The following is an 18,721-nucleotide window of genomic DNA, read 5'->3' on the forward strand; positions in this document are numbered from 1 at the left end:
CTTTGGCTGTGGCCGCACGGCGTTTCCAGTCGGACGGTGCGCGAGCCGAATATCGAGCACAACGCTTGTCTGCCCGTACCGGGCGCGGTCAATCAGGCGGCCGAGCGGCTCACGTGCATGGACGTGCCGATCATCGAGGCGCCTGCGCGCCGCAAGAAAACGGCGCTTCTACGCCGGCCTCACTTCAGCGGCCCCAAATAATCCCGCTTGCCGATGGGCGCGCCGAGGTGGCGCAAGATGTCGTGAGTCGTCGCGACGTGAAAATAGAAGTTCGGCAATCCGAAGCCGAATAGATAATCGACGCCCGAAAACGACGGCGAAAAGTCCGGAAACTTGAGCGTGACGGTGCGCGTCTCGCTGCCCTCCATCGTCGCTTCCTGAATGTTCTTCAAATAAGCGATCGTCTTCGCGATGCGTTCCTGCAACGCCGCGAAGCTGTCCTCGTTGTCCTCGAATTTCGGCGCGTCGACGCCGGAAAGACGCTGTGCCGAGAGCTTCGCGGTATCGCTCGCGCGCTGAATCTGCGCGGCGAGCGGCAGCATGTCGGGCGCGAGCCGCGCGGCGATGACATCGGCGTGGGCGAGGCCTTTTTCGTCGGCGAAGGCGGCGCCTTTTTCCAACAGCGACGAGCAGACTTCCAGCCCGCGAATAAACACCGGAATCGACGCGCGATACATCGAGAGGGACATGGTCTTGCGCTCCTTGACGTGATGCGGACCGTTGCGGCCCGGGTAGTGATGGGCGACAAGCATAGCGCCCGCCGCGGCGCTGCGCACAAACCGCCGGCTACGGCCGCGCGTGCCGCGCCTCCCATTCCCGCAATTGCGCCTGATAGCGTTCGAGCGCCGCCTGATAGATGTCGAACACGCAAGGATTGCAGCCGCTCTGGCAGCAATCGCCCGGGGCGGGGCGCTCGGGCGGCGTGGGGCGCGGATCGTCTGCCGGAGCATTGGGATCGTGATTGAGCATTGAGGTGGATGCCGGTTCATTGAACACGACTGCCGGCTGCGTTCGCAGGCCGCCAGGCTTCGGCAGGCCGGCAGTTGAGCTTGGACCGCCGTTTCGCCCGACGCAAGCGCAAGCCATCCGTCCGCAAACACTCCCCAATGAGCGGCTCCGAACGGCAAACCGAACGGCTAACTTTTGGCGGGTTCATCATTCGCGCAATGCGATACTGCCGCGAACGTTGCGAGCGCAGTTGCCGCATCCGAACCACACTCGACTGGACCGAAGGACTCCCTCGATGAATCAGACCATCAGGCTTGCGATCTTCGGCGCGCTATTGAGCGCGGTGCTCGCCGGCTGCGCCTCGTCGCAGGATGCGTCCGACCGGGCGCGCGCCGCGCCGGGCAAGGACACGCCGTACAGCGCCGAAATCCGCCGCACGCAGTCCGGCATTGCGCACGTCCGCGCCGCCGACTGGGGCAGCCTCGGTTTCGGCTACGGCTACGCGCAGGCCCAAGACACGCTCTGCACGCTCGCCGATGGCTTCGTGACCTATCGCGGCGAGCGGTCCGCGTACTTCGGCGCGGACGCCCGCCTGCCGAGCGGATCGACGTTCGGCCAGCCGCGCAATCTGGACGCCGATTTCTTCTTCCGCTTAGTCGACGATCAAGCCGCCGTCGACCGTTATCGCGCTGCGCAGCCACCGGAGTTGCGTGATCTCGTCGACGGCTTCGCATCCGGCTACAACCATTATCTGGCGGATCTGAAAGCCGGCCAGTTTCCCGGCGCGCACGCCGCTTGCCGCAGCCAGCCGTGGGTCGAGGACATCGAGCCGGACGACATCTACCGTCGCGTAATCGCGGCGAATCTGGCGGGCGGATCGGCGCGTTTCGTGCAGGCCATCGCGGCTGCGCGCCCGCCGAAGCAGGGCGCGCAGCCGCCGGCCGCGTCGCTGGACATGAGCGAGCGGCGCGATGCCGTCGGCGACATGCCCGGCCTCGGCAGCAACGCGCTCGCGTTCGGCGCGCCGATTACGCGGGAGAAACGGAGCATCCTGTTCGGCAATCCGCACTGGTCCTGGCAAGGCCCGGACCGCTTTTATCAGGCGCAACTGACCATTCCCGGCCGCCTGAACGTGGCGGGCGTGTCGTTTCTCGGCATGCCGCTCGTCGTGCTCGGCTTCAACGAAAATATCGCGTGGACGCATACCGTTTCGACGGGCCGCCGCTTCGGCCTCTTCGAAATGACGCTCGATCACGCCGACCCGACGCATTATCTCTTCGACGGCGCGAGCCAGTCGATGACGCCCGTGCCGCTCACGGTGCGCGTGCGCCGCGCGGACGGCTCGCTCGAATCGGTCTCGCGCACGCTCTATCGCACGCGCTTCGGTCCCGTCGTCGATCTGTCGGCCATGAACGCCGGCCTCGGCTGGAACGCGCAGCGCGCCTACGCGTTCGCCGACGTCAACGCGGACAACGTGCGCAGCTTCGAGAACTTCTTTGCGTGGGACCAGGCTCGCTCGCTCGACGATTTCATCGCGATACAGAAGCGGTACAAGGCGGTTCCGTGGGCCAACACGTTCGCCATCGGCCGGGGCGACCCGCGCGCGTGGTTCGCGGATATCGGCCCGATTCCCGGCGTGCCCGATGCGCTCGCCGACGCCTGCACGACGCCGACGGGCCGCGCCCTGGCGAGCCGGATGCCCGGCGTGCCGGTCCTCGACGGCGCGAAAACCGCCTGCACATGGCGCACCGATCCCTCGAACACGATGCCGGGCACCGTGCCGGGCACACTCCCGGTGTCGCAATTGCCCAGCATGCTTCGCGGCGATTACGTCGGCAATTTCAACGACACTTACTGGCTCACGAACGCGAATGTCCCGCTCACGGGCTACGCGCGCGTGCTGGGCGCGACGCGCTATGAACAGTCCATGCGCACCCGCTACGGGCACCTGCTCGCGGCGCGGCTGCAGCGCGAGCCCGGCGGCGTGACGCGGGGCGCGGTCGAACAGGCCGTGCTCGAGACGCATTCGTTGTCCGAGCAGTTGTACCGTCAGCCGGTGCTAGACGCCGTCTGCACCCCCGGCGACGCGATGAGCGCGCTCAACGACGCCTGCGACGTGCTGCGCAACTGGAACGGCACGGCCGATATCGACGCCCGCGGCGCGAATTTGTGGGACGAGTTCTGGCGGCGCGTCACGAAGCTCGCGCCCGAGACGCTGGCCGCGACGCGCTTTGATCCGGCGCGCCCGCTCGCGACGCCGAGCGGCCTGAAGACGGACAGCCCGGAGGTCGTGCAGGAATTGCGGCAGGCGCTCGGCGGCGCGGCGCTCTCGCTGCGGCTCAACGGTTTCGCGCTGGATTCGCGGCGTGGCGACCTGCTCCACACGACGCGCAACGGCGCGAACGTGCCGCTCTACGGCGGCTGCGACGACGCCGGTTACTTCACGGTCGTCTGCGCGGGGCGTCCGCTCGATCCGAAGGGTTATTCGATGGACGCGAACGGCCACGGCGACAGCTACATGCAGGTCGTCACGTTCACGGCCGACGGCGCGGCGGGTGTCGAGGCGGACACCATGCTCGCGCCGTCCGAATCGGACGATCCCGCTTCGCCTCGCTCGGGCGACGCCACGCGTCTTTTTGCGGCGAAGCACTGGCAGCGGTTCCCGTTCACGGACGAAGCCATCGAAGCCGATCCGGCGCTCACGCGAATCGTCGTCACCGGCACGCGTTGAGATCGCGAGACGCTTCGCGAGCCGGAAGTTTCCCGTCTATGATGGAGGTTTGCCCGCATGGAATCTCTGTCATGACTACTGGCAACAGCACACCGCAAGAAGAAGCAGTCCGGCTCGACGCGTCCGCGCTGCAAGCATTCGTCGACCGCAAATGGAACGACGAGATCGTTCCGGCGCTCACCGATTACATCGCCGTTCCGGCCAAAAGCCCGATGTTCGACGTCGACTGGGCCCGGCACGGTTTCATCGAGCGCGTGGTCACGGACGCCGTCGACTGGGTGAAAGCGCAGCCGGTCAAGGGCTTGAAAGTCGAAATCGTGCGGCTGGCCGGGCGCACGCCGGTGATTTTCTTCGAAGCCCCGGCCACGCGCTCGGGCAGCACCGAAACGGTCGTCCTGTACGGCCATCTGGACAAGCAGCCGGAGTTCGAAGGCTGGCGCAGCGATCTGGGTCCGTGGACCCCGAAGCTGGAGGACGGCAAGCTCTACGGGCGCGGCGGCGCGGACGACGGCTACGCGACCTACGCCAGCATCACCGCGCTGGCCGCGCTGGACGCGCAAGGCGTCGAGCGGCCGCGCTGCGTCGGCATCATCGAGACGTGCGAGGAGTCGGGCAGCTACGACTTGCTGCCGTACATCGACGCGCTGCGCGACAGGCTCGGCGACGTCGGACTCGTGATCTGTCTCGATTCGGGCGCGGGCAATTACGATCAACTCTGGCTGACCACGTCGCTGCGCGGGCTCGTCGCGGGCGACCTCGAAGTGCAGGTGCTCGAAGAAGGCTTGCATTCGGGCGGCTATGGCGGCATTGCGCCGTCGACGTTTCGCATCATGCGGCAACTGTTCGAGCGCCTCGAAGACGCCGCCACCGGCAATCTGCTGCCGAAAGACTTCCACTGCGGGATTCCGGCGCAACGCCTGCGCGAAGCGGAAGCAACGGCGCAGATTCTCGGCGACGATGTCTGGAAGAAGCTGCCGTGGAGCTGCGGTCAGGATGGAGGCAGCGTGCTTCCGACCACCACCGATCCGAAGGAAGCGTTGCTTAACTCGACGTGGCGGCCTTCGCTGACCGTGACGGGCGCAGCCGGCCTGCCGCCGCTCGCGGACGCCGGCAACGTGCTCGCGCCGCGCACCGCGTTCAAGCTGTCGCTGCGCCTGCCGCCGCTCGTCGAGGCGACGGAGGCGGTCGCGCAGCTGAAGTCCTTGCTCGAATTCGATCCGCCGTACAACGCCAAGGTCACGTTCAAGCCGGAAGCAGGCGCGGCCACGGGTTGGAGCGCGCCGGACCTCGCGCCGTGGCTCGCGTCGTCGCTGAACGACGCCTCGCGCCGGCACTTCGGCGCCGATGTCGCCTACATCGGGCAGGGCGGCACCATTCCGCTGATGAACACGCTGAAAGAAGGCTTCCCGCGCTCGCAGTTCATGGTGTGCGGCGTGCTCGGCCCGAAATCGAATGCGCACGGACCCAATGAATTCCTGCATGTGCCGTATGCCCGCAAGCTGACGGCAGCAGTGGCGGAAGTGATCGCGGCTGCGCCCTGAGTCTTTTGCTACCGTTGTCGGACTGACGCCCGCGCTCGCGGGCGTTTTCTTTGGTTTGGCCGAAAATGAAACTGGTCAGGCCAGTTGATCGTCTGTAAAGTAGAAGGCCCGCGCGTCGCACGTAGAGGCGACGCGTCAGCAATCGACTTTGGAGACGAGAGTCGCAATGAACGCAACGAGCCAAACCGCAGTAAAAGAACAGCGCATCGCCGCCGACACCTTGCACGCCTACGTCCGCGCCATCTGGGAACACGCCGGCAGCGCCGCGCGCGAGGCGGAACTCGTGGCCGATCACCTCGTGATGGCCAATCTGTCGGGCCACGATTCGCACGGCGTCGGCATGATCCCGCGCTACACGTCGTCGCTCGCCGACGGGCAATTGCAGCTGAACACGCACGCCGAGATCGTCCGCGACGCCGGCGCCGTATTGACTATCGATGGCCGCAAGGGCTTCGGGCAGGTCGTCGCGTACGAGGCGATGGAGCACGGCATCGAGCGCGCGAGAAAGTTCGGCGTGTGCGCGGTGGGGCTGCGCAACGCGCACCACATCGGGCGCATCGGCCACTGGGCGGAGCAATGCGCAAAGGCGGGCTTCGTGTCGTTCCACTTCGTGAACGTAGCGGGCGATCCGCTCGTCGCGCCGTTCGGCGGCATCGACCGGCGCTTCGGCACGAACCCGTTCTGCGCCGGGTATCCGCGCGACGGCAAGAGCCCGCTCGTGCTCGATTTCGCGACGGCGGGCATCGCTTACGGCAAGACGCGGGTCGCGTATAACAAAGGCGTGAAGGTCGCGCCGGGCATGCTGCTCGACCACGAAGGCCGTCCGACGGTGGAGCCGAAAGTCATGCACGAGGAACCGTTCGGCGCGCTGACGGCGTTCGGCCTGCACAAGGGTTCGGGACTGGCCGCGCTCTGCGAGATTTTCGGCGGCGCGCTGTCAGGCGGCTACACAACGCACGAAACCACGCTGGAGAAGTCGAGCGCCATCTACAACTGCATGACGTCGGTCATTCTCGATCCGAACGCCTTCGACGCGCCCGCCGCGCAGGCCGAAGCGGAAGCCTTCCTCGAATGGATGAAGGCGTCGCCGCACGCCGAGGGCGTCGATGCGATCTACGCGCCGGGCGAGCCGGAAGAGGCGCGTCGCGCGGAACGCGGCGCGAACGGCGTGCCGATCGACCCGACCACGTGGAAGCAGATTCGCGAATCGGCGCAAAAATCCGGCATGACGGAAGCCGAAATCGCGCCGTACGCGGAAGCATTGAAGTAAGCGCAAGACGGTGCGCGGCCGAAACTGGTCAAGCCAATTTCGGCCTCGTGGTGTCGCTCAGCGCACCATCTCTTTCTCGATCCACTCGATGACCGACGTGCGCTTCGGTTGCCAGCCGAGGAGCGTGCGGGCGCGCTCGCCCCGTACGCGGCTATTCGACCCGAGCCCGTACGACGCCATCTCGTAACCCCATTCCTCGATCGCCTGTTCCAGCGGCCAGTCTTCCGGGCCGCGCAGGCCGAGCGCCTTAGCCATCGCGGTCGTCATGTCGCGGAACTGCGCTTCCCCGCTTTCGATGAAGTAGAACGTGCCCGCTGGCGTCTTCGCGAGTGCTTGCCGGTACGCATCGACGACATCGTCGATATGGACGTTCGACCAGATATTCATGCCGCGGCCGACGTGCCGAACGACGCCGCTCTTCTTCGCTTGCCGCTCGAGGCGCGGCAACTGGACGCTCGCCGTGTCCGGAATCGCGCCGTGTCCGTAGATCAACGTGTTGCAGAGCACCGCCGAGCGCACGCCGCGCTTGGCGGCGTCGAGCACAAGACGGTCGATGGCGACGCGCGGCGCCTTGTCGGCGGTCGGCTCGGGCAACTGCGCTTCGGTGTAGACGTCCTCCGACGCCTCGCCGCCCGAGCCATCCCCGACGATGCTCGATCCGCTCGTGTGCAGCAGCGGCTTGTCCGAGCCTTCGAGCGCACGCACCAATGCCTCGACCGCACCGCGATGATCGCTGCTCGCCGCGTTGATGACGGCATCGGCGGCTCGCGCTTCATCGGCGAGCAGGGCGCCGTCGTCCAGACTGCCGACGACCGGCTCGATGCCCGCGCGCTTCAGCGCATCACGCTGCTCTTCGCGGCGGATGAGTCCACGCACGCGATGCCCGTCACGAGCGAGCCCCGCCGCAATCGATCCGCCGATGAATCCGCCTGCGCCAGTCACAAAAATATTCATTTGTTGCTCCCTTGTTAGAACCTGTGCGCACAGTATCGACCGTTTCGACTTTCGCAGAAATAGTGTTAGTCTCAAAGGAAACTTGACTGAGATTCAATAATCGACGCGCCGCCATGAAGACCAACACCGACGAATTGCTCGTGTTCGTGACCGTCGTCGACAGCGGATCGATGACAGCGGCGGCCGAACGCCTGCAACAGACGGTCTCGGGCGTGAGCCGGACGCTCACGCGGCTGGAGAAGAAACTCGATGCGACGCTCGTTCGCCGGACGACCCGCCGGCTGCAACTCACAGACGAAGGCGAACTGTTCCTGACCCGCGCCCGCGCGATACTCGCCGCGATGGACGACGCCGAGGAAGCGCTTTCCCGACGCCGCGAGCGTCCCGCAGGCCGGCTGCGCGTGGATGCGGCGTCGCCGTTCATGCTTCATTGCATCGTGCCGCACGTCAGGGCGTTCGCCGCGCTCTATCCGGATATCTCGCTGGAGCTGACGAGCAACGAGCGCATCGTCGATTTGCTGGGACAGCGCGTCGATATCGCGATCCGGATCGGCGCGCTGCAGGATTCCACGCTGCACGCACGCGCGCTCGGCAGCAGCCGCTTGCGCGTGCTCGCGAGTCCGGCTTATCTTGCCGAGCACGGCGAGCCGCGCGACGTCGACGAACTCCTGCGCGCCCGGCTGATCGGCTTCACTGCGCCCGAGAGTCTCAATGACTGGCCGCTGCGCAATGCGCGCGAAGGGCGCGAGGCAGAGTTCGTGACCGTGGAGCCCGCGATCTCGGCGTCGAGCGGCGAGACGATCCGGCAGTTGGCCATCGACGGCGGCGGAATCGCGTGTCTCGCCGACTTCATGACTGCCGCCGACGTCAAAGCGGGCCGCCTGCGCCCGATTCTGGACGATGCGCTGCGCGACGTTCGCCAGCCGATCAGCGCCGTCTTTTACCAAAGCGAGTCGATGGCCGCGCGCGCCCGCGCGTTCCTCGACTTTATTGCGGGCAAGCTGGCGCTGTGACGGCACCGCTGCTCGCACTCGATACAGGACTCCACGATGCCCCCGATCCAAGCGATCAACGCCCCGGGCCTGCCGATTCCCGCCGGCCACTACAGCCATGCGACGCGCGCCGGCAATCTGATCTGCGTCTCGGGCCAGTTGCCCGTGCGCCCGGACGGCACGCACACCGGCGACCTTCCTTTCGAGGAGCAGGCCGAGCAGACCTTGCGCAACCTTCGAACCGTGCTCGAAGCGGCGGGCGCAGGGCTTACGGACTGCATCGAAGTGACGGTCTATCTCGTCGGCGTCGAGCACTGGAAGGCGTTCAACGACATTTACGCGCGCCATTTCGGCGAGTGGAAACCGGCGCGCGCCGTCGTGCCGGTCGGCGCGCTGCATTACGGCTATCTGCTCGAAATATCGGCGCGTGCGTGGGTCGAACAGACTCCGCTCTAAGCCAGGTCTAGCGCGTTGGTCAAGTCGCCGAGCGGCGCTTCGCCGTTGGCCGCCATCGCCTGGTCGCGCGCAGCGACGCCGTCGAGCGGCGCAAGGTCATGCACGCGCGAGATGAAGCGCAGGATCGAGTTCGTGTCGTAGACCGTGTGATCGACATAGCCCTGCCTTGCGAACGGCGATATGACGAGCGCCGGAATGCGCGAGCCCGGCCCCCAGCGGTCGCCCTTCGGCGGCGCGACGTGATCCCACCAGCCTCCGTTTTCGTCGACGGTGACAATGACGACCGTGTTCTGCCACTGCGGACCGCGCCGGATGTGCTCGATCACATTCGAGATGTGGCGGTCGCCGGAGGCAACATCCGCGTACCCGGCGTGCATGTTCAGATTGCCTTGCGGCTTGTAGAACGTGACAGCCGGCAGGCGGCCGGCGTCGATATCGGCGAGCAGCTTGTTCGTCGAAGGATCATCGCCGATGCCGGCATCGCGCACATGCCGCTCGCGGGCGGCCGTGCCGGGCGCGTAGTTGCGAAAGTAGTTGAACGGCTGGTGGTGGTACTGGAAGTCCGGCACCGCGCCCGTGTCGCGGTGATCGAGCGCGTATTTCCACGCGCCGCTGTACCACGCCCAGTCGACGCCCTTGTCCGACAAACGGTCGCCGATGGTCGCGTAGGTTTGCGGCGGGAGCACCAGCGCGTTCGACGTATCCGCGAGGCGCGGGTCGCCGCCGGGCGCGGGCTTCACGTTGCTCGGCTGATACGGCGGGAACATGGTATTGACCGCATAGCCGTCGGCGGTCAGCGCGCCGTCGCGCACGAACTTCGGCGGGCCGTCCAGCGCAGAGCGCGGCGAATCGGGCGCAAGCTTCAGACGCGTGCCGGCTGGGTCGTCGCCTTCGACGACAGCCAGCAGTTTCGCCGCCGGGCCGTTTTGGGCATCCGCATAAAAAGGTGCCTGCGCCGAAATCAGGAAGATGTGGTTCAGCCAGGAACCGCCGAATGCGGACATGAAGAAGTTGTCGCAGAGGGTGTACTGCTGCGCGAGGCCCCAGAGCTTCAGCGTTTCAGGCGAATTCCGGTAGTGGCCCATGACGAGGCCGCCCGAGTCGCCCCACGCCGCGAACTGGTTGTTGCGCCCGGCGTTAATTTGCATCTGGTTCTGGTAGAAGCGATGCACCAGATCACGCGTGATGACGCTGTTGGGCAGCGGTTCGCCGTGCGCGTCCATGAGGCGGAACGGGCCATTGGGGAGCTCGCTGATCTGATGTTCCGCAATGGCATAACGCTTGCCGTCCACGTCTTGCGCCTGCGGCACGAGGCCGCCCCAGATCTTGGGCAGCGTCGGCAGGGGCGTCACTCCGTCGCGGTCGAACTGCGTGAACTGCGCGGACGTCACTGCCGAGAGCGGATACTGCACGCCCGGATAGTCGCCGTAGAGATTCGTGAAGCTGCGGTTTTCGGCATAGATCACGACGATCTGGCGCACATGCGCCGCAAGCGCGCGATCCGCCGAAAGGTCTGCCGCGGTCTTCGGCGTGGCCGGCTTGTGATCGAACAGATTGCAGCCGCCGAGGGACCATCCGGCAAGGCCGACGCCCGCAGCCAGCAAGCGCCGCCGCGCCGGGTCGGCGGGGGCGTCGTGGCCTGCGGGAAGTTCGTGATTCGGCTCGTCGTTCGGCTCGTCGTTCGGTTTCATCGCGTGACTCCTCGTTGCATGCACACGCCTGCCGGCGCGCGGATGATCGACGCCAAAACGACGCTCGCCTGGCGCTGCGCCTCGTTGGGTCTGACAGCGCATGATGCCGCATCGACCGGCTGCCGGAAACCCGGCCGAACGGCATAAGCAAAAAAACCGGAACATGCCATTTTGCCTATGACATTCGGCCGACTGGAAACCGCCGAGCCGCGTGACTAACATCAACTGAACACGAGCTTTATTCCGACGAGAACGAGGGTGGCGGCGAGCAGGTAGCGCAGCATTGCTTCCGGCGCCCTGGACGAAAGATTGCTGCCGATCACGATGCCCGGAATCGAACCCACGAGGAGCGAAACGAGCAACGACCAGTCGACCGAGCCCATCATCCAGTGGCCCGCGCCGGCAATCAGCGTGAGCGGCACGGCATGCGCGACGTCGGAGCCGACTATGCGCACCGTGGCGAGGCGCGGGTAGAGCAGCAGCAGCACGGTCACGCCGATCGCCCCGGCGCCCACGGAGGTGAGGGACACCAGCATGCCGAGAATCGCGCCGGTCAGCACGGTCCAAGCCGCGGTGCGCGCGGGCCGTTCCGGGCGGCTGCGGCCCTTGCGATACGCGAAGCGCGCGAGCTGCGGCCGGAACACGAGGGAAACGGCGGTGATCAGGAGCGCCGTGCCGAGGATCAGCTGGATCAGTCGCGCCGTGCCGGGCGAGGTAATGCCGTGCTGATTCAGAAAGTACAGAGTGACGGCGGCCGCGGGCACGCTGCCTGCCGCCAGCCTACCGGTGATGCGCCAGTCGACGGACCCTTTCAGGCCGTGGACGAGCGTTCCCGCGCTTTTGGTGGCGGCGGCATAGAGCAGGTCGGTTCCCACGGCGGTGGCCGGATGGATACCGAAGAGGAGCACGAGCAGCGGCGTCATCAGCGAGCCGCCGCCCACGCCGGTCAGCCCGACGAGAAAGCCGACCGCCAGCCCGGAAGCGGAATAAAGTAAGTCGATATGCGGAAACATGCGCGCGGAGAGAACCGGTCAGGCGTCGGTGGGTCGAAAAACCGTCGATGATAGCCGGTCAGCGGTTCACCTGCTGCACGAAACCCGTGCGTGACCCGCCGGCCGTTCGCCCGTAACGGCCCGCGGGCGCACTGCGAATCGCCACTTTGCGCCATCGGGCGCCCTTTCACGTCACTTTCAGGAAGGTGCAATGGATACGAAGGAACAGACGCAGAACCCGACGCAACAGCAACAGCAGCAGCAACAGCAGCAGTTCGCGGCGACGGACGAGGCATTCATCCCCACCGAGAACGTCAACCAGCCGACCGAACGGCAATTTGTCCTCAAGTCCGGCAACACGTTCGCCGTCTACGACGCGAACGGCGATATCCGCGGTCGTGACGACGGCCTGTTCGTCAACGACACGCGCGTGCTTTCCCAACTGGTTCTGACCTTCGGCGGCCGCGCGCCTTCCCTGCTATCGGGGAGCGTGTCGAGCGACAACGCCGTGTTCACCGCGCATCTGACGAACCGGCCTTTGCCGCCCATCGGTGGGGCACGCACGCCGGAGGGCGTGATTCACGTCGAGCGCAAACGTGTGCTTTCGGGGCACGTGCTGCACGAAAGCATCGTGCTCACGAACTACGGCACGGAACCGTCGACGGTGCCGCTTTCCATCTCGTTTGCCGCCGACTTTCTCGACATGTTCGAAGTGCGCGGCACCATTCGGCCGAAACGCGGCACATTGCGCCCGCCCGCCGTCGAAAACGGGGAAGTCGTGCTGAGTTACATCGGGTTGGACGAAGTGGAGCGCACCGCGCGCATCCAGTTCACGCCCGCCCCCGACGTTCTCTCGCCGACGCGCGCCGACTACGCGCTCCATATTCAATCGGAGACGGCGATTTCGGTGTATCTGTCGGTCACGGCGGTCACGCATGCCCTGAGCGACGCCAGCGAGGAAAGCAAGCGCAACGCAGCGGAAGCCCCGGAATCCGCGCCGGAGTCGGGACGCCCGGCCATCCGCGAAGCGCTCGTCGATGCGCACCGCAGCATGCGCGACAAGCGCCGCGCCGGCGCCCGCGTCCGATCGAGCAATCCGCTCTTCAGTGAATGGATCGACCGGTCGCTCGCCGACCTCGGCTTGCTGACCACGGATCTCGAAACCGGCCCGTACCCGTACGCGGGCATTCCGTGGTTCTCGACGCCGTTCGGACGCGACGCCATCATCACGTCGCTGCAAATGCTGTGGCTGCAACCGACGCTTGCGCGCGGCGTCCTGCGCTTTCTGGCCGCGCATCAGGCGCGAGAGGATTCGGCGTTCAGGGACGCCGAAGTCGGCAAGATCATGCACGAGACGCGCAAGAGCGAAATGGCAGCCACGGGCGAAGTGCCGTTCGCGCTGTACTACGGCGGCGTGGACAGCACGCCGCTTTTCATCGTGCTTGCCGGCGCGTATGCGGAGCGCACGGGAGACCGCGCGCTCATCGACGAAATCTGGCCGGCGCTGCAACTGGCCGCCGGCTGGGTGGCGCGCCACTGCGACCGAAACCCGCACGGTCTTCTGAGCTACCAGCGGGCGACCGAATATGGCCTGGCCAATCAGGGCTGGAAGGACAGCCATGACTCCGTGTTCCATGCGGACGGCCAGTTTCCCATCGGGCCCATTTCGCTCGTCGAAGTGCAGGCTTACGCTTCGACGGCGTTCTCCACGATGGCGCGTCTTGCCCGCGTGCGCGGCGAGCATGAGCGCGTAGCAGAGTTCGAGCGGCGCGCCGAGCACATACGCGAACGCGTCGAGGCGCTCTTCTGGATGCCGGAGATGGACTTCTACGGCATCGCGCTAGACGGGCGGAATGAGCTTTGCCGGGTGCTCTCGTCGAATGCGGGGCATCTGCTTGCATTCGATCTCGTGGAGCGCAAGCGCGGCGAGGCGGTCGCGCGGCAACTGGAATCCGCGCTCTTTCACACCGGCTGGGGCGTTCGCACGCTCGCAGCGGGGCAGCCGCGCTTCAATCCGATGTCGTATCACAACGGCTCCGTATGGCCGCACGACTCGGCCATCTGCGCGCGCGCCCTTGCGCGATACGGCGAGCGCGGAGCGGCGGTCGGCTTGCTGCAATCACTGTTCGAGGCGGCCGTCACATTCGACATGCGCTTGCCCGAGCTCTTCTGCGGCTTCACGCGGCAGCGCGGCGAGCGGCCCATTGCGTACCCCGTCGCGTGCCTGCCGCAGGCGTGGGCTGCGGGCGCGCCATTCATGATTCTGGAGGCATGTCTGGGCGTGACGATCGACGCAGTCAACGACGAGATTCGCGTCGACCGTCCGCAGCTGCCGGAAGGCATCGACTGGCTGGAGATCGGGGATCTGCGAATCGGCGAGAAGAACGTCACCATCACGTTCCGGCGTGTGGGCGGGCAAGTGGTGCCGTCGGTGGAGGGCGACGCGCGCGTCGTGGCGGTGCTGTGAAGTCGGCGAGGGCGCGCGGAAGAATGCCGAGCGCCCTCGTCGGAGAGCGAGGCGTGATCGGGGCAGAGGCAGTCAGGTTGCCGAGTGAGTCAAGCCGCTGATCAAACTGCCACGCCCAGCGCCTTGCCACCAGCGCCGAGCGAAGCGAACGCTAATTCAAACCGCAACACTCCCGACGTAATTCTCCGCGAGCGCCGTCGCCGCCGCGCGCGATGTCGTCACGTGCTCGAGCTCGGCCACTTGAAGCCGCTGCTCGAACGGCGACGTGTCGTCGAGCTTGTGCAGCATGCGCGTCATCCACCACGAAAAGTGCTCGGCGCGCCACACGCGCTTGAGCGCCGTCTCGGTGTAGCGGGCGAGCGAGGCCGCGTCGTTCTCCTCGTAATAGCCAATCAGCGCCGCCGTCAGCACGCGCACGTCCGACACCGCCAGATTCAGGCCCTTCGCGCCGGTCGGCGGCACGATGTGCGCAGCGTCGCCAGCGAGAAACAGCTTGCCGGACTGCATCGGCGTCGAAACAAAGCTGCGCATGCCCACGATGTTTTTCTGAAAGATGCGCCCTTCAGTGATCTGCCAGCCGTCCGCCGTATCGACGCGCGCGTGCAGTTCGGCCCAGATGCGGTCGTCGGACCAGGCATCCACCGAGTCCTTCGGATCGCACTGGAAGTACATGCGCTGCACGCCCGGCGAGCGCGTGCTGATGAGCGCGAAGCCGCGGCCGTGGCGCGCGTAGATGAGTTCGTCGGAGGAGGGCGGCGCTTCCACCAGAATGCCGAACCAGCCGAACGGATACACGCGCTGATAATCCTGCCGCACCGCCTCCGGAATGCTCTGACGCGAGACGCCTTGTGAGCCATCACAGCCGATGATGAAGTCGCACTCAAGCTCTTCGTCGCGTCCCTCGTGGCGGTACTTGATGCGCGGCTTGCCGTCGCTGTTCTCGGCGAAGTCATGCAGCGACACGTCCGACACGTTGAATTTGAGCGCCCCGTTCGCCGCCATGCGCGCCGCGACCAGATCCTTGATGACTTCGTGCTGCGCGTAGACCGTGATCGAATGACCAGTGAGTTCGGTCAGCGCGATGCGTCGCCGCTGTCCTTCGAACGCGAGTTCGAAACCGTGATGCAGCGCGCCTTCGGCCTGCATCCGCGCGCCGAGGCCGGCTTCGTTGAGCAGGTCCATCGTGCCTTGTTCGAGCACGCCCGCGCGAATGGTGGATTCAATGTCCTGCTGGCTGCGCGCTTCGAGCACGACCGATTCGATGCCGCGCAGATGAAGGAGATGAGAGAGCAGAAGCCCGGCCGGGCCCGCGCCGACGATGCCGACTTGAGTACGCATGAATGTCTCCGTTGCGTCGTGATGTTGTGCGTACAGTGTCGGCATCGTGGCGATATGCCGCAACGCGATACAGCCGATAGCACCTATCCGTTATTGAGATAACGGCCGCAAAACCGCGTGAAATCGGGTCCGGTGCTTGCTGACCAAGGGTTTATCCCGACTCATCAACACGAGGACACCGACATGGACGCAAGCGCATATCCGAAGCCACCATTCGACGACCAGCAACAGGAACGCACGCCGGGCCTGACCGAAGCAATGAATCCGAAGCCCGATCACGGCGAAGAGACTTACAAGGGAAGCGGCAGGCTTGCCGGCAAAGCCGCGCTGATCACGGGCGGCGACAGCGGCATCGGCCGCGCGGTGGCGATCGCCTTTGCGCGCGAAGGGGCGGACGTCGCCATCGCCTATCTGGACGAACACGACGACGCGAAGGAAACCGCGCGCTGGATCGAGCAGGCCGGGCGCAAGGCGCTCTTGCTGCCCGGCGACATCACGGATCGCCAGCATTGCCGCGACATCGTCGCGAAGACGGCCGATGCGTTCGGCCGGCTCGACGTGCTCGTGAACAACGCGGCATATCAAATGACCTACGACAGCCTCGAGGAAATCAGCGACGACGAGTGGGACAAGACCTATTCGACGAACATCGGCGCGATGTTCCGCATCACGAAGGCAGCGCTCGCGCATATGAAGGAAGGCGCGGCGATCGTGAACACGACGTCCGTGAACGCGGACGCGCCGAATCCCGGCCTGATCGCGTATGCGAGCACGAAGGGAGCGATCCAGAACTTCACGGGCGGACTCGCGCAGTTGCTGGCCGAGCGCGGCATTCGCGTGAATTGCGTCGCGCCGGGCCCGATCTGGACGCCGCTGATTCCGTCCACCATGCCGTCCGAGAAGGTGAAGAACTTCGGCTCGCAGGTGCCGATGAAGCGCCCCGGCCAGCCCGCCGAACTCGCGCCCGCTTATGTAATGCTGGCTTCGGACGAGGGCAGTTACATCTCCGGCGCGACCATCGCGGTGACGGGCGGCAAGCCGATCATCTGACCGGCCTGCCTGCCGGCAGACTTACTCGCCCGCCGCTTCCTTCAACTGGTTGCGGCGGTATTCGCCTTGGCGCGTGAGCATCCAGCCGGGGTATTCGGCCGGCAACTGGCTCACTTCGTCGAGCGCGGCGAGTTCGTCCTCGCTCAGCCGCACGTTCGTCGCCGCGATGTTGTCATCGAGCTGCTCGATACGCTTCGCGCCGACGATCACGCTCGTCACCACCTTCTGGAGCAAGAGCCACGCAAGCGCGATCTGCGCGACCGACACGTTCTTCGCCTCGGCCATGCGGCGCATCGCGTCGATGCAGTCGTACGCGCGATCGACGTTCACCGGCGGGAAGTCGAACTTCGAGCGGCGGCTGCCTTCTTCCTTGCCGCCTTCGCGCGTGAACTTGCCCGAGAGCAGGCCGCCCGCGAGCGGGCTCCACACCATTAGCCCGACGTTTTCGCTCTGCAACAGTGGCACCAGTTCGCGTTCCAGATCGCGTCCGGCGATCGTGTAATACGCCTGCAACGACTCGAAGCGCGCAAGTCCGAGCCGCTCCGAAATGCCGAGCGCCTTCATGATCTGCCAGGCCGCCCAGTTCGACACGCCGATGTAGCGCACATGGCCGTGCTGCACGAGCGTATCGAGCGCGCGCAGCGTTTCTTCGATCGGCGTGGCGGGATCGAAGCCGTGAATCTGATAGAGATCGACGTGATCGAGTTGCAGGCGCTTGAGACTGGCCTTAACGCCGTCGATGATGTGGAACCGCGACGCGCCCCGCGAATTGACGCTCTTGGTGCCGGCTTCGCCCAGAATCTTCGTCGCGACGACGACATTCTCGCGCGGCACTTTCAGATTCTTGAGCGCCTGTCCGGTGATGATTTCGGACTGGCCGTCGGCGTAGACATCGGCGGTGTCGATGAAGTTGATGCCCGCATCGAGCGACCGGCCGACCAGCTTATCGGCGTCCGCCTGCTGAAGCTGCCCGATGTTGTCCCAGATGCCGCCGCCACCGCCGCCGAATGTCATCGTGCCGAGGCACAGTTCGGAGACGAAGAGGCCGGTATTGCCGAATTTCCTGTAGCGCATGGTTGCTCCCGAGTGGACAGTAGGCGTGAAGCGTTCGCTGAAATGCGACGAGCGTTCGGTGCCGACAATGCAGTATCGTCCGGCAACGCGCGGCGTTCATAGCCTGATCCTGTCGAATCCTTGCCTGTTCCTGCAAACGCGGGGGCAGCGCGCGCGCACGAAAGCGCTCGCGCGAGTAAGCTATGTCGACTTCTTCCACGCTCGAGTCCCTCCGGAAACTATGGCGCTGAACGACACGCCCGGCCTCGCCGGCAAAGATGCTCACGATCATTCCCGCGAAACGCACCGCGTTTCATCCGACTCCACGCTCGATCAGGCGCGCCTCGATCTCGTCGCGCTGATCGACCGCTTTACCGCAGGCTGCGAAGGCACGACGGAGACGCCGGTGCCGGGCCTCTTCCTGCATCGCGTGATGAATCCCGGCGGGCCGAAGCCGGGCATCCAGACGCCGGCGCTTGCGCTCATCGCGCAGGGTTCGAAGCGGGTGATCGTCGGCGACGACGTGTATGTCTACGATCCGATGCACTATCTCGTTTCGTCCGTCGATTTGCCGGTGATCGGCCAGGTCACGGTCGCGAGCGATTCTGAGCCGTATCTCGGCCTGCGGCTCGACCTCGATGTCGAAGAGATCACCTCGCTGATCCAGGATCAGAACCTGCCGCCCGCGACGCAGACCGACGCTTCGCGCGGCCTCTTCGTCAATCGTCTCGGCACGTCCATGCTCGACGCCGTCCTGCGTCTCTTGCGCCTCATCGACACGCCGGAAGATGTGCCGATCGTCGCGCCGCTCGTCAAGCGCGAGATTCTGTACCGGCTGCTGATGAACGGCTCCGGCGCGCGGCTGCGTCAGATCGCGCTCAACGACAGCCAGACGCAGCGCATCGCGAAGGCGATCAAGCTGCTGCGTCAGCATTTCGATCAGCCGTTGCGCGTGGAGGACATTGCGAAGGACGTGCATATGAGCGTGTCGTCGCTGCATCATCACTTCAAGGCCGTGACCGCAATGAGCCCGCTGCAATATCAGAAGCAGTTGCGCTTGCAGGAAGCGCGGCGGCTGATGCTGCTCGATATCGCGGATGCCGCGACGGCCGCGCATCGCGTGGGTTACGAGAGCGCGTCGCAGTTCAGCCGCGAGTACAGCCGGCTCTTCGGCGCGCCGCCGCTGCGCGATACGCGCCGCTGGCGCGATGCGGCCGCCGCCGGCGCCTGAGCCGCAC

The 18,721-nt window shown here is 65.8% G+C and carries 15 protein-coding genes; 8 read left to right on the top strand and 7 right to left on the bottom strand.

Annotated features, from left to right (window positions below):
* Positions 1-179: 179 nt before the first annotated feature.
* Positions 180-689 carry a DUF1993 domain-containing protein gene (locus tag NCR37_RS16240; RefSeq protein ID WP_250473995.1) on the bottom strand — a complete coding sequence of 170 codons (510 nt, stop codon included), beginning with the start codon at positions 687-689 and terminating at the stop codon, positions 180-182.
* Positions 690-786: 97 nt separating this feature from the next.
* Positions 787-969, bottom strand: a complete 183-nt coding sequence (locus NCR37_RS16245; RefSeq protein WP_250473889.1) for an oxidoreductase-like domain-containing protein — start codon at positions 967-969, stop codon at positions 787-789.
* Between the two features lie 274 nt (positions 970-1,243).
* Here NCR37_RS16245 and NCR37_RS16250 point away from each other — a divergent pair, with 274 nt between their 5' ends.
* The 3 genes from NCR37_RS16250 (at position 1,244) to NCR37_RS16260 (ending at position 6,490) form a co-directional block, all read left to right on the top strand.
* Positions 1,244-3,679, top strand: a complete 2,436-nt coding sequence (locus tag NCR37_RS16250) for a penicillin acylase family protein (protein ID WP_250473890.1) — start codon at positions 1,244-1,246, stop codon at positions 3,677-3,679.
* Between the two features lie 71 nt (positions 3,680-3,750).
* Entirely contained in the window at positions 3,751-5,220 is a 1,470-nt protein-coding gene (locus NCR37_RS16255) for a M20 family metallopeptidase (RefSeq protein WP_250473891.1), read from the top strand.
* Between the two features lie 166 nt (positions 5,221-5,386).
* Entirely contained in the window at positions 5,387-6,490 is a 1,104-nt protein-coding gene (locus NCR37_RS16260; protein ID WP_250473892.1) for a malate/lactate/ureidoglycolate dehydrogenase, read from the top strand.
* A gap of 57 nt (positions 6,491-6,547) precedes the next feature.
* On the opposite strand, the gene NCR37_RS16265 is transcribed toward NCR37_RS16260, so the two are convergent.
* Entirely contained in the window at positions 6,548-7,444 is an 897-nt protein-coding gene (locus tag NCR37_RS16265; protein ID WP_250473893.1) for an NAD-dependent epimerase/dehydratase family protein, read from the bottom strand.
* Between the two features lie 113 nt (positions 7,445-7,557).
* Between NCR37_RS16265 and NCR37_RS16270 the strand changes: the two genes are divergently transcribed.
* Together NCR37_RS16270 and NCR37_RS16275 are read left to right on the top strand one after the other, a co-directional pair.
* Positions 7,558-8,457, top strand: a complete 900-nt coding sequence (locus tag NCR37_RS16270) for a LysR family transcriptional regulator (protein ID WP_250473894.1) — start codon at positions 7,558-7,560, stop codon at positions 8,455-8,457.
* Positions 8,458-8,493: 36 nt separating this feature from the next.
* Positions 8,494-8,892 carry a RidA family protein gene (locus NCR37_RS16275; protein ID WP_250473895.1) on the top strand — a complete coding sequence of 133 codons (399 nt, stop codon included), beginning with the start codon at positions 8,494-8,496 and terminating at the stop codon, positions 8,890-8,892.
* On the opposite strand, the gene NCR37_RS16280 is transcribed toward NCR37_RS16275, so the two are convergent.
* Positions 8,889-10,583, bottom strand: a complete 1,695-nt coding sequence (locus tag NCR37_RS16280) for an acid phosphatase (protein ID WP_250473896.1) — start codon at positions 10,581-10,583, stop codon at positions 8,889-8,891. The genes NCR37_RS16275 and NCR37_RS16280 overlap by 4 nt on opposite strands.
* Positions 10,584-10,804: 221 nt before the next feature.
* A complete protein-coding gene (locus NCR37_RS16285; RefSeq protein WP_250473897.1) occupies positions 10,805-11,596 on the bottom strand; it encodes a sulfite exporter TauE/SafE family protein in 792 nt (263 codons plus the stop codon).
* 190 nt (positions 11,597-11,786) lie between these two features.
* Between NCR37_RS16285 and NCR37_RS16290 the strand changes: the two genes are divergently transcribed.
* On the top strand, positions 11,787-14,042 hold the full coding sequence (locus NCR37_RS16290; RefSeq protein ID WP_250473898.1) for an amylo-alpha-1,6-glucosidase: 2,256 nt from the start codon (positions 11,787-11,789) through the stop codon (positions 14,040-14,042).
* 156 nt (positions 14,043-14,198) lie between these two features.
* Here the strand turns inward: NCR37_RS16290 and NCR37_RS16295 are convergent, their stop codons facing one another.
* The gene (locus NCR37_RS16295; RefSeq protein ID WP_250473899.1) at positions 14,199-15,380 is read right to left on the bottom strand and encodes a 4-hydroxybenzoate 3-monooxygenase; all 1,182 of its coding nucleotides are present in this window, start codon (positions 15,378-15,380) and stop codon (positions 14,199-14,201) included.
* 183 nt (positions 15,381-15,563) lie between these two features.
* On the opposite strand from NCR37_RS16295, the gene NCR37_RS16300 reads away from it, so the two are divergent.
* Positions 15,564-16,430: an SDR family oxidoreductase gene (locus tag NCR37_RS16300; protein WP_250473900.1), complete on the top strand. Its 867-nt coding sequence runs from the start codon at positions 15,564-15,566 to the stop codon at positions 16,428-16,430.
* A 21-nt stretch (positions 16,431-16,451) separates the two neighbouring features.
* On the opposite strand, the gene NCR37_RS16305 is transcribed toward NCR37_RS16300, so the two are convergent.
* Positions 16,452-17,504, bottom strand: coding sequence for an aldo/keto reductase (locus NCR37_RS16305; RefSeq protein WP_250473901.1), 1,053 nt, complete (start codon positions 17,502-17,504; stop codon positions 16,452-16,454).
* 220 nt (positions 17,505-17,724) lie between these two features.
* On the opposite strand from NCR37_RS16305, the gene NCR37_RS16310 reads away from it, so the two are divergent.
* Positions 17,725-18,714 carry an AraC family transcriptional regulator gene (locus NCR37_RS16310; protein WP_250473902.1) on the top strand — a complete coding sequence of 330 codons (990 nt, stop codon included), beginning with the start codon at positions 17,725-17,727 and terminating at the stop codon, positions 18,712-18,714.
* The last annotated feature ends 7 nt before the right edge of the window (positions 18,715-18,721 follow it).

The sequence above is a fragment of the Caballeronia sp. GAFFF1 genome (genome assembly GCF_023630705.1).
Classification (GTDB): Bacteria; Pseudomonadota; Gammaproteobacteria; order Burkholderiales; family Burkholderiaceae; genus Caballeronia.